Origin of the sequence: Methylobacter sp. (assembly GCF_036845245.1) — a bacterium.
In the GTDB taxonomy this organism is placed as follows: Bacteria; Pseudomonadota; Gammaproteobacteria; order Methylococcales; family Methylomonadaceae; genus Methylobacter_A.
Genome location: NZ_DAIUEH010000087.1, coordinates 1 through 11,816, shown reverse-complemented (window position 1 = coordinate 11,816; position 11,816 = coordinate 1). Strand labels below are relative to the sequence as shown.

The 11,816-nt window shown below is 46.9% G+C and carries 7 protein-coding genes; 3 read left to right on the top strand and 4 right to left on the bottom strand.

Annotated elements, in window-relative coordinates; genetic code table 11:
• Positions 1-63: 63 nt before the first annotated feature.
• A complete protein-coding gene (locus V7051_RS23605) occupies positions 64-216 on the top strand; it encodes a hypothetical protein (protein ID WP_333879229.1) in 153 nt (50 codons plus the stop codon).
• Positions 213-830, top strand: coding sequence for a transglutaminase-like domain-containing protein (locus tag V7051_RS23600; RefSeq protein ID WP_333879228.1), 618 nt, complete (start codon positions 213-215; stop codon positions 828-830). The genes V7051_RS23605 and V7051_RS23600 overlap by 4 nt, the downstream gene beginning before the upstream one ends.
• 29 nt (positions 831-859) lie before the next feature.
• Here the strand turns inward: V7051_RS23600 and motB are convergent, their stop codons facing one another.
• From motB to V7051_RS23580, 4 genes are all read right to left on the bottom strand, one after another.
• Entirely contained in the window at positions 860-1,783 is a 924-nt protein-coding gene (motB, locus tag V7051_RS23595) for a flagellar motor protein MotB (RefSeq protein ID WP_333879227.1), read from the bottom strand.
• 7 nt (positions 1,784-1,790) lie between these two features.
• A complete protein-coding gene (motA, locus tag V7051_RS23590) occupies positions 1,791-2,639 on the bottom strand; it encodes a flagellar motor stator protein MotA (protein WP_333879226.1) in 849 nt (282 codons plus the stop codon).
• 312 nt (positions 2,640-2,951) lie between these two features.
• On the bottom strand, positions 2,952-7,925 hold the full coding sequence (locus V7051_RS23585; RefSeq protein ID WP_333879225.1) for an EAL domain-containing protein: 4,974 nt from the start codon (positions 7,923-7,925) through the stop codon (positions 2,952-2,954).
• Positions 7,926-8,099: 174 nt separating this feature from the next.
• Positions 8,100-9,836: a multicopper oxidase domain-containing protein gene (locus V7051_RS23580; RefSeq protein WP_333879224.1), complete on the bottom strand. Its 1,737-nt coding sequence runs from the start codon at positions 9,834-9,836 to the stop codon at positions 8,100-8,102.
• Between the two features lie 214 nt (positions 9,837-10,050).
• On the opposite strand from V7051_RS23580, the gene V7051_RS23575 reads away from it, so the two are divergent.
• On the top strand, positions 10,051-11,658 hold the full coding sequence (locus tag V7051_RS23575) for a protein adenylyltransferase SelO (protein ID WP_333879223.1): 1,608 nt from the start codon (positions 10,051-10,053) through the stop codon (positions 11,656-11,658).
• Positions 11,659-11,816 lie beyond the last annotated feature (158 nt).

The window sequence follows — 11,816 nt, the reverse complement described above, 5'->3', positions numbered from 1 at the left end:
AAATCCGCCGTATAAATTTAACCAACGAGGCGACAACTAGATTGACAATTTCCGGCGGAGAGCATGAGTCAACCTCATGTTATTGTCCGGGCGGCAACGCTCGATGAAGACCCGATGGTCACTCCTCAAATGCGCATCTGGACATCGCACGATGTTCCGTGGCTTGAACATGAGGGCATTCCTTCGCATCCTGAATGGCAGCCTGGGCGAAAATGAAAGCAGGTATAGAACACTATCTCGACAGTAGCGAGTACATTGATTGGAATCATCCATTGGTGCTTGCAAAGGCAGCGGAGCTTGCTGAGGGCTGTGATTTCGACGAGGCTGTGGCTAAACGTTGTTTTGAGTTCGTCCGCGATTCGATTAAACACAGCTGGGATTACCGGATGAATCCCGTCACTTGCAGAGCTTCTGACGTGTTAATCCACGGTACGGGTTACTGTTATGCCAAGAGCCATCTGTTGGCGGCGCTGTTAAGGGCCAATGCCGTTCCCGCAGGGCTTTGCTACCAGCGATTGACTGTTGAAACGGATGGTCCACCGTACTGTCTTCATGGCTTGAATGCGGTCTATCTTAAGCAATACGGCTGGTATCGCATTGATGCCCGAGGCAATAAGCCGGGTGTGGTTGCCGAGTTTAGCCCGCCTACGGAAAATCTGGCTTTTCCAATTATTGATGCTTTAGAAAGAGATTTTCCGGAAATTTGGGCTGAACCGCTTTCTTTGGTGGTGAAAGCATTGACTTTGAACAAGACGGTAGAGCAGGTCTTTGACAATTTGCCGGACGTTGAGATTATGCCATTCAACCCATTGGCGAGCTCAACCGGTTAAGATATATTTCAATCTTAAAGTAAAACATCTTATTTCTCAGGTGCTGGCAGTGTAGGCTCCGGTGCAGTCTCCGTATTTGTTTTATCGCCCACGCTTTCCAAAATCTCTTGCTCGGTTTTTTTGTTCATAACGATAATGGAAATTCGCCTGTTAATCGGGTCCAGTGGTTCTGTGTTGGGATTGTAGGGAACACTGGACGATAAGCCGATAACTCGTAAAACTTTGTCTTCTGGAAGCCCGGCTTGGGTCAGTTCGTATCGAGCGGCATTGGCGCGGTCACTGGAAAGCTCCCAGTTGGTATACTTTTTTTGATTGGGCGGAAAAGGCCGCGCATCAGTGTGTCCATTGACACTGACTCTATTGGGTATTTCGCTAATAACCGGCGCCAATGCCCTTAAAATTATTTTGATTTGCGGTTCAGGTTCCGCGCTGGCCAGTTTGTACATGGGCCTGTTCTGGGCGTCGACGATTAGAATTCGCAGGCCTTCGGATGTTATTTCCAGTTTTATTTGATCTTTGAACTCGGTTAATTCAGGGGTTGAATCTATTTTTTCCTGGATTTTTTCTTTTAGATTTTCGAGTTTTTCTTTCTCAATTTCTTCGGCTTTCTTTTCAATTTCTTCCGGCGAAATATCTTTGATTTCTGTTGTCATGCCTTTGTCGACCTGGCCTTGGTCTTGCGAAACAATATCTGCGCCGCCCGCTTGAATAATACTGGTCCGATCACCGACATCGGCTCCTTTCTCTTCCGTGGATGCTTTAAAAGGATCTTGAAAGTATTCGGCAATGCCTCTGCGTTCCGGTTCCGTTGTGGTTCCCAGTAGCCACATCAGCAAAAAAAAGGCCATCATGGCGGTAACGAAATCCGCATAAGCCAATTTCCAGGCGCCTCCATGATGAGCATGGCCGCCTTTTTTTATTTTTTTTATGATAATCGGTTGTTGGTCAGCCATTTTTTAATTAACTCTTATTGGCTCTTAACTGTTCTTCCAATTCCAGAAAACCCGGGCGCATTGCGGAAGCAATCATGGTACGCATATATTCCGCCGTCATGGCCGGTGATACGCCTTTAGCACAACATAACAATCCTTTTTGAGCGCATTTAAAGACGTTGCCTGACGCTTCGGAGCGCTCTGCCATTACGGCAGAGACGGGGCCAATGAAGCCATAAGCTAGTAAAATACCCAGAAATGTTCCGACCAGGGCCGCCGCAATCAATTTGCCCAATTCTGAAGGCGGAATGCCGACTGATTCCATGGTATGTACGACCCCCATTACCGCCGCAACAATCCCAAAGGCCGGTAAACCGTCAGCCATATTCTGGATAGCTTTGACCGGTGCATGGGCTTCTTCATGATGCGTTTCGAGCTCCTGATCCATCAGTTCTTCCAGCGCATAGACTTCTACACCGGTAACGATCAAACGCAGGTTGTCGCAAATAAACTCCAATAAATGGTGATCACCGAGAATTCTGGGTGTAAAGACCGGGCTGCTCTTTGGATCGTCAATAATACTTTCCAGCGATAATAAGCCTTCCTTGCGCGTTTTGGTGGTAATCGCATAAAAACATAACAGCAGTTCAAGGTAATACTCTTTATTGTATTTGCTGCCTTTTAATGTGGATGTGGCCTGACTGATAGCGGCTTTGATAACGGGCATGGAGTTTCCGCAAATAAAAGCCCCTAAAGCAGCGCCAATGATAATAATAAATTCAAAAGGTTGAAAAAGAACGCCAGGGTGTCCGCCACCCCCCATAAATCCGCCCATGATTGATATAGAGAGGATCAAATATCCAGCGATAACTAGCATGTATTCTCTTTTTGTGGTTGGTTTATATTGAAATAACTAAATGGAATGTAGTACACATTGATATTTAAGCAATGATTGCCACATGATTATATATGGGGCAACATAAAAAACTGATTTCAAACCTGAATTTTCCATATCTCGATTTAATAATCTTGAGGCTATTTTAACTTGATTTTCAAACTCAAGGGCTAATCTTTCACTACTCTGTTTTTTCTTGAGTATTATGAGGTCGCCCAAAATGCATAAAATACTACTAAAGACATCAGTGATTGTATGTTCAGGTATTTGTTCTTCCTGGCGAAAACTGTTTAATCATTGCTTAGCATCAATAACTTGACCTTGATTACGCAACAACTGGGCAAAATCTTCGGCAGGCAGGGGTTGGCTTTTAATATAACCCTGATAGGTATCGCAGCCTTTTTCACGCAGGAATGCCAGTTGTTCAAGCGTTTCTACGCCTTCGGCCAATACCTTGAACCCTAAAATATGGCCCATCGCAACAATCGTTGCGGTAATTTCCATGTCGTCTTGCACTGAGGGAATATCATCGATAAAGCTCTTGTCGATTTTTAGCACATCCAGCGGAAAACGTTTGAGATAGGCCAATGACGAATAACCGGTGCCGAAGTCGTCAATGGCAAGACGGACCCCTTGAGCGCGCAAATTATTGAGTACTTCGACCGCTTTTTCTTCGTTTTCCATTAAGCCGCTTTCAGTCAATTCCAATTCCAATAACTCGGACGGGAAGCCGGTTTCACTCAACACTTCTGCGACCAGGGTGTTAATATCGCTACGGCGGAATTGGTGAGGAGAGACATTGACCGCTAAAGTTAATGACGGCAAACCGTCATCTATCCAGCGCCGGCCTTGCCGGCAAGTTTCGCGCAGCACCCAGGCGCCAATTTCTACGATAAGACCGGTTTCTTCGGCAATCGGAATAAAGTTGGCCGGTGAAATCAGTCCCACGGAAGGGTCGTGCCAGCGTACCAACGCTTCCGCGCCGATGATCATGCCGCTGTCGATGTCGATTTGTGCCTGATAATAGACGCACAATTCCCGTTGCTCGGTGGCTCGGCGCAAGCGAGTTTCCAGTGCAATACGCTCACGAGCGATAATAGTGAATTCTTCGGAAAAATAGGCAAAACAACCGCGTCCTTCATCTTTAGCACGATAAAGTGCAATGTCAGCGTTATCCATCAGCGTTTCGGGACTGTCGCCGTGTTGCGGAAACAAACTGATGCCTATGCTGGCGCCGATTCTGACCTTTCGACTCAGTTCGGGAAAGGTACTGTTATTTTGTAGCAATTGAAAAGGTTTACTTAAGTCGGCGACGATGTCTTCAGCAACCCGTGCCGCATCTTCAGGATGAGTGATATCTTCGAGTAGCACGATAAACTCATCGCCGCCCAAACGAGCGACCATATCGACATCACGCAACCTCGCTTTGATACGGGCAGCGACCTGTTGCAGCAACTCGTCACCGGCCAGATGCCCCATACTGTCATTGACTGCTTTAAATCGATCCAGGTCAAGCATCAGCAATGCCAGTTGTCTGCCGTCACGCCGCTCCATTTCGATACTATGTTTCAGTCGCTCCCATAGCAGACGGCGATTCGGTAGTGCGGTGAGCGGATCGTAATAAGCCAGGTTGTGAATCGTTTCTTCGGCTTCTTTGTCTTTGGTGATGTCGGTGAAGGCGGCAACATAGTTGGTGACTTGGTTGTTCGCGTCACTAACCGTAGTAATGCTGAGCCATGCAGGATAGATTTCCCCGTTTTTGCGCTTGTCCCATATTTCGCCTTCCCAGTAGCCATCCTGTTTTAGGCTATATTGCAGCGCTTGATAGAAGTGACTATCCTGGCGACCCGATTTAAGCAAAGCATGAGTTTGTCCAATAGCTTCTTCCAGGCTATAGCCGGTTATGCGGGTAAAGGCTTTGTTGACCTTTAAAATAACCTGATTGGCATCAGTAATGGACATACCTTCTTGCGATTCAAAGGCGGTTGCGGCGATGCGAAGTTCCGCCTCTGACTTTTTTTGTTCGGTAACATCACGAAAACTCCAGACCCTGCCGACTACTTTGTCGTTTATTATCTTGGGGATGGAGTAGCGCTCAACGATTTTTCCATCCTTGAACTCAATAATATCGAAGGAATGGGCTTCCGGTGTCGTATACAACTCAGTTACTTTATTTGAGAAAGCCTCGGCGTCTTTGATTTGATCCGGCCCGTACAACAACAGTTCTTTAGTACGATTTTTTGCGCCTATTTTTGCGGCGATGACTTCATCCGGAATTTGCCACAAATCAATGAATTTTTGGTTATGCAAGAGCCAATTATTGTTCAGGTCTACCGCCAGAATGGCCTCGCTGGTGGATTCCAACGTAGCTTTTAATATTGATAGGGATTCAGCTATTTGTATCATTGACTGATTTCGTTCAATCGCCAATTGTGCCAAACCTGCATAATGGTCGATCAAGCTGATTTCAGCATCGGAAGGCCGGATCGGCAGGCGATGATAAACGGCAAAAGTACCCAGCACACGGCCCTGGTTATTTTTAATCGGATGCGACCAGCAGGCTTGCAGACCGGCTTGCCGGGTAAGATCGCGAAACGGCTCCCAATAAGGGTGGTGTTGTACATCTTCAATGATGACACGTTCGCCTAAATAGGCGGCCGTGCCGCATGAGCCTACACCATCGCCGATCGGCAGACCATCAACGGCTCGATTGTAAAAGTCCGGTAAACTGGGGGCGGAACCATGGCGTAGATGTTGGTTGTCTTTATCCATCAGTAAAATCGAACACAACATGCTGGGATGCAATGTTTCAATTTGATGTGCTAATTCATCCAATACCTTAGACAGACCAACTCCCTGATTAATGAGCTGAAGAATTTGATTCTGTAAGGCCAGTTCATCGGTGCGGGTACGTAATGTGTTTTCGACAGCCTTGCGTTCGGTGGTGTCATCGAAGAAGACCAGAATGCGTTCACCGACGATTGCGTGATAAAAAATTATATTGCGTACAGTTCCGTCCTTGCAGGTCACCCTGAACTCCATCGGTTCGAATTCTTTGCCGTCAGAGATGGCTTTTTTCTCCGAGCTGGTCCAAATTTCTTTTACCTGATACCGGTAAAGCTCATCAGGATAAGCAAGCAGCCACCACGCATCCAAGTTTGGAATATCGTGCAGCGTATAACCGAAAGTTTGGATAAACCGGTCATTCAGAAAATCGATTCCGCCTGTTTGATTGGCTATACCAATGGCGACAGGTGATTTTTTAATGAGCAGGCGGAAATGTTCCTCGCTTTTTCGTAAGCTTCTGATCGAAATCAGGCTGCTTAAAGCTTCGGTAATTCTTTGTGCAATTTCGGTAAATATCCATAAGTCATCAGCATTGTGTATATACGCCTCTGAACAATGGTGAATGCCAAGCAACCAAGGACTGCCGATCTGCGGTCGAAGTGCAATTTGTAGCAGGGATTTTACCGAAAATTCTTTGGCGGCTATGGTTGGCACGGTCAGGTTCGGCGCCGGGCCGTATTGCAAGGTTTCGTTAGCTTCAAGCACCGATTGAAACAGTTCTGCGATTTCCCCTGTGACCGGAATTTCCATATTACGTATAAAAGCGCCGGGCCATTCAGGACGAGTACGTTCCATCGACACGGAGCAAAAGCTTGCTTCAGGATCGCAAGGATATATAAACCAAGCCCGGTCGGCATCAAATAGTAACTGGATTTCTTTGAGTACTCCATCGAGCATGGCTTCGATGTTTTCGGCCGTAGAACTTATTCGGGATATGCGTTCCATTATCTTCAGATGACGGAGTTGGCGATTTAGCTGCTGCTCGGCTTGCTTGCGTTCAGTAATGTCCTGGACCGTACCAACCAGTTGTGCGGGTTTACCGGCTTTGTCGAATTCAATGTCGCCATGAGCGCTTACCCAGCGTATTTTGTTATCGTTAGCCCGGATTATTTGATACTCCATCGAAAACCGCTCGTGGCTATGGAGTATTTCCAGATAGCGATCAAGCACACGTTGATAGTGATCAGGGTGAATCAATGTTTTCCAATTGGTAATCTCCCAATTGAAGTCTGCGTCGATGCCGAAAATCTGGTTGAATAGGGACGAGCTTTTCCAACGACCGGTCGCCAGATCGGTCACGTGGTTGCCTATTCCAGCCGTCTCGTGCGCCAAGCGTAAAAGTTTTTCATTATGGGCGGCTATTTTATTTTTTCGTTTTAGCGATCTATAGGCAGCTAATAGGATTAAAGTAATAATGCCAATTAATAACGCAATAACTGTGGCAATCTTGATATATCGGAGCAGTTTTTCCTGGTCGGCTTTGGGATCGGGATCATAGCTGAAGTTTTGCAAGAATTTATCATTATCAACCATACCCGCTTTGACGAATGTTTCCGCCATATGCCGCCAGCGCCAGGGATTCATGTGCCCCAAGTCTATCACGTCGGGTATTATCAATGAACGTATTGCGTCGGCTTCAAAGTTAAGATGGTCCCTGGATTTGTTGACTTTATATTTGTTCAGCAATAGATCGATAATTTCCTGCGGGTGATCCATTGCGTAATACCAGCCTTCAAGACTGGCTTGACGAAATGCTTTGACGCGCTCGGGATGCTGTTTAATCTCATCTTCCGTGGTAAACAAAATGTCACTGTAGAAGTCGACACCGTAGTTGCGCGGATTGAGCACGGTGAATTCAATCCCTTGCTGTTTCAGAAAATAAGGCTCGTTGCTTAGGTATGAATTAAACGCGTCTACCTTGCCATCAATCAAGTCTTGAATTTCATAACTGCTGGGGATGACATGAAGGCGGTTTATGTCCATGCCCTCGTTATTGAACATCGCGACAAAATCAGCATCGACGGTTTGATCCATCAACATGATTTTTTTTCCGATTAAATTGTCAGGTGATGAAATTGCGGCATCTTTGCGTGCGATTAATACGGAGGGAGAATGCTGATATATCGCAGCCAAGGCGACCAGCGGTGCGCCACGCAACCGTTCCAGCAATAATTCGCTATTGGTTTCGCCATATTGGGCATGGCCCTGAAGAACTTCCTGAACCGGTTTTTTTTCCGGCGTGCCTTCATGGATAATTACATCAAGTCCCGCATCTTTGTAATAGCCTTTTTCTAACGCCGCGTAATAACCGGCAAATTGAAACTGGTGATGCCAGCGTAGCTGTAGATGGATAGGTTCGGCAGATGCTGAAAGGCATGGGCATATCAATGCCATAGCAAGTATGGCATAGGTTCGCATCATATTAGGGTTGTCCGGTTTTTATGCTGGATAGTCATTTTCATTGCGTAGCATGCAACGCATAACAACGGCCTTTGCCAAAAAGCGTCAGATGTACGCTATGTCCGGATTTGCGCAGTTGGGATTGGAAATAGCTTAGAGACGTTGCAAGGCAACGTCTCTAACTGACGGCTGGGGTTATTTTTTAAGTAGTTTGCGAGCACGATCATAAACCGTTTGCCGGTTAATGATCAGCACATAGCTTAATAATCCCAGTATTAAACCGAACAACAATTTTCCGAAAGCGGAACCTTCCTGTTCCGCTGCAGCCGGAGCTGGTGGCGCCCATTGCGCCTGTACGGTTTGCACTGCAACTTTAGACGGTTGATATGTCGCTGCCAGATCAGGCAAGCCCAAGCTGCGCCACTCATCATAATCTTGCCAGATCGGATAATTGGCTTTCCAGAGACCTTTGGTGAAATAGGGGGCAAGGCTCATGCCGTGCGATTTTGGAATGCCTTTTTCATCAAGGAATCCATCATAGACGACCAGACTGATGTCGCCACCTTCACCAATGCCGTTAGTGGTAAACGCTTTTTCGACATGGTCATGGAACATCCAGATACCTTGCCCAAAGCTGTGCAAGCCATCATCGACACCGCTTAATTCCAGGTCAATACGTTGTGCGGGCACCATGCCATGGACGTCACGCTGGATATATGAGCCGGGACCATTATCGACACCGTCATAATGGGTTATAGTCGGCTTATGACCGTGGATATGCACAGCCATGGCTTCCGTGTGACCATTCAGAACCCGCAGTTTAACTTTTTCATCCTGTTTCATCTCAATCAGCGACTCCCTTAAGGTGTAAGGGAAAGAACGGCCATTGAGCATAAAATAATCATCGGTGGCGTCGGTCGTGTCGTATTCCATGTTCATATGCTTGGCAATCAGCCTTGGATCATTGGCTGATCTGGCAACAAGCTCATGTAGCTCCTTATCCGCCGATTGGTAATGCAAGTCATACTCTCTGGCGTATTTTTCAAGCACGGCTACCGATGGATGACGCACTTGACCTGCGCCGACATTAAGCGTTTGCACCCAGTTGTTGGGGCGGTTTTCCTCAACAATAAAAATGCCTTGCAATCCCATCGGAATATGGGTGTGCGGCTGAACATGGCAATGGTAATACATCGTGCCCGGTTGGCGCGGCTTGATCACATAGGTTTTGGTCTGTCCCGGCATCGTATCCATATTGCTGGTTTGTCCTACGCCATCATTACCACTACCGCTATGATCCATATACGGGTGATCGATACCATGTAAATGTATCGAGTGCGGCAAATAATGGGTGTTTTCCAGAACCAGCCAGACCACATCATCCTGCTCGACACGAATGACCGGAGACGGTACGCGCAGCAAAGGGTTGGCGATCGGTTCGTAAATACTCAGCGTGGACATATCGCGGGTTTTGGGCGCAAAAACCCAAAAAGTCGGCTGGATGCCCGGCGCTATATCAAACGTAGTGGTTGGGTCCTTCATGTCCGGCGAATGACCATTAAGTTCGGCAACTTCAAGTTTTATAATGATTTTATCGGGATCGCCGTCACCGTCGACATCGTCAGACATAGTAATGGCGTCGGCAGCGAGCTGAGTCTCCATCAATGTTGCCATGGATACGCCGTTGGTACCTTTTACAAAAGCAGCTATATCGGCAGGATTATCCGGATTACAGAGTCGTGAAGCCTGGATTTTTACACCATCGATGACTTGTTCTTTTCGCCATTCCGGATTAGTAAAGTCAGAACATACTTCTTCTACCGGACCCATTTCTACCTTGGCCGTAGGGGGTAAATCACTGGCCGCTTGGCTCCAAGGATGTATAAGGAGCAGAGTGGCGCTGCACATGAAGGTAAGAAAATTTTTATGCATACAACGACCTCAGAAAACACATTAAATAAAAATCACACACCGCTAACCCAAAGCGGAGGCTTTTTACCTCGACTATTTTAACTGAATATCAAGGAAAATTCATTTATAACGTTAGAATAAGCTTAAATAGTCAGTTATAGATTTTATGGCTATGTAGAAGAGTCATCATTAATCCAAAACAGTTATTAATTACTTGTATAAAAAGGTAGAACAGATGAATTCCCAAACAAAAACTTCCGGATTCGATGGCTTGAACTTCGATAACCGTTTTATTCGCGAATTACCAGCCGACCAGCAAACCGCCAATACTCGACGCCAGGTATTGGGTGCCTGTTATTCGCGAGTGCTGCCGGCTCAAGTTGCCAATCCACGAATGGTGGCTTATTCAAAAGAGGTTGCAGAACTATTGGACTTGAGTCAGGAAGATTGCGAGTCGGATTATTTTACTCAGGTGTTTGTCGGTAATCGCCTTTTACCCGGCATGGACCCTTATGCAATTTGTTATGGCGGCCATCAATTCGGTAACTGGGCAGGGCAGCTTGGTGACGGCCGCGCCATTAACTTGGGAGAAACAGTTAACAGGAAAGGTGAACGCTTTACCTTGCAATTGAAAGGCGCGGGCGAAACGCCTTATTCAAGGACTGCTGACGGTTTGGCGGTGTTGCGTTCTTCGGTACGCGAATTTTTGTGCAGCGAAGCCATGTATCATCTGGGTGTTCCGACTACGCGGGCGTTGAGTCTGATACTGACCGGCGAAGAAGTTATCAGGGACATGTTTTACAACGGTAATCCGATGCCTGAACCGGGTGCCGTCGTTTGCCGGGTTGCGCCCTCGTTTACCCGCTTTGGCAGCTTTCAGATTTTCACCTCCAGAGGCGAGGTCGAACTGCTGAAAAAGCTGGTCGATTACACCATCCGCACCGACTTTCCGCATTTGGGCGAGCCGTCGCTGGAGGTCTATCTTAAATGGTTTGAGGAAATCTGCCGCAGAACCGCGGAAATGATCGTGCATTGGCAACGTGTCGGCTTTGTCCATGGCGTGATGAATACCGATAATATGTCGATACTCGGTTTGACTATAGATTACGGTCCATACGGCTGGCTGGAAAATTATGATCCTAATTGGACGCCTAATACCACCGATGCGGGAGAACGCCGGTATCGTTTCGGCAACCAGCCGCAAATCGCTTTCTGGAACCTTGGGCAATTGGCCAATGCCATCTACCCGCTCATTGAGCAGGTTGAGCCGCTGCAACAGGCGATCAACGCGTATAAGGACACTTTTGAACGAGGCTGGCAAGCCATGGTAGCCGGTAAGCTGGGGCTGAATAGCTTTGATCCATCCATCGATAACGAGCTAAATACCGAGCTGTTGATCCTGTTGCAACTCGTTGAAACGGACATGACTATTTTTTACCGCAAGCTTGCGCTGCTGGATATGGATGTTGAACTCAATGACGAGACTTTGATGGCGCCGTTGATGGATGCTTATTATGTACCGGAGCAGTTAACCGATGACTACAAAGCCCGTCTTGGCAATTGGCTCAGACACTATATAAAGCGGATTCAAGCTTCCGGCATAGCCGATGTTGAACGGCGTAAGCGCATGAACGCCGCCAACCCCAAATACGTATTGAGGAATTACCTGGCGCAACTGGCGATAGACAAAGCGGAGAAGGGTGATTTTTCAATGGTTAATGAACTGCTGGAAGTATTGCGGCATCCTTACGACGAACAACCGGGCAAGGAAGAATTTGCCTTAAAACGTCCCGATTGGGCAAGACAACGGCCGGGCTGTTCTATGTTGTCGTGTAGTTCTTGAATGTAGTTATCCCCGTTTAAAAAATATGAAGTTACAACATGTAAACGCCAGCTCTGGCGTTTACATGTTTTGAATAGTGTTTAGCCGCAAGAATTTTCACTTTGTAACTGATGTTACGCAGTCCGTAACTTCTGCAATTCTTCATAAGCCATCTGGTT

Coding starts and splice junctions, on each gene's coding strand:
- V7051_RS23605 (WP_333879229.1), top strand. CDS start 64: ATGAGTCAACCTCATGTTATTGTCCGGGCGGCAACGCTCGATGAAGAC.
- V7051_RS23600 (WP_333879228.1), top strand. CDS start 213: ATGAAAGCAGGTATAGAACACTATCTCGACAGTAGCGAGTACATTGAT.
- motB (WP_333879227.1), bottom strand. CDS start 1,783: ATGGCTGACCAACAACCGATTATCATAAAAAAAATAAAAAAAGGCGGC.
- motA (WP_333879226.1), bottom strand. CDS start 2,639: ATGCTAGTTATCGCTGGATATTTGATCCTCTCTATATCAATCATGGGC.
- V7051_RS23585 (WP_333879225.1), bottom strand. CDS start 7,925: ATGATGCGAACCTATGCCATACTTGCTATGGCATTGATATGCCCATGC.
- V7051_RS23580 (WP_333879224.1), bottom strand. CDS start 9,836: ATGCATAAAAATTTTCTTACCTTCATGTGCAGCGCCACTCTGCTCCTT.
- V7051_RS23575 (WP_333879223.1), top strand. CDS start 10,051: ATGAATTCCCAAACAAAAACTTCCGGATTCGATGGCTTGAACTTCGAT.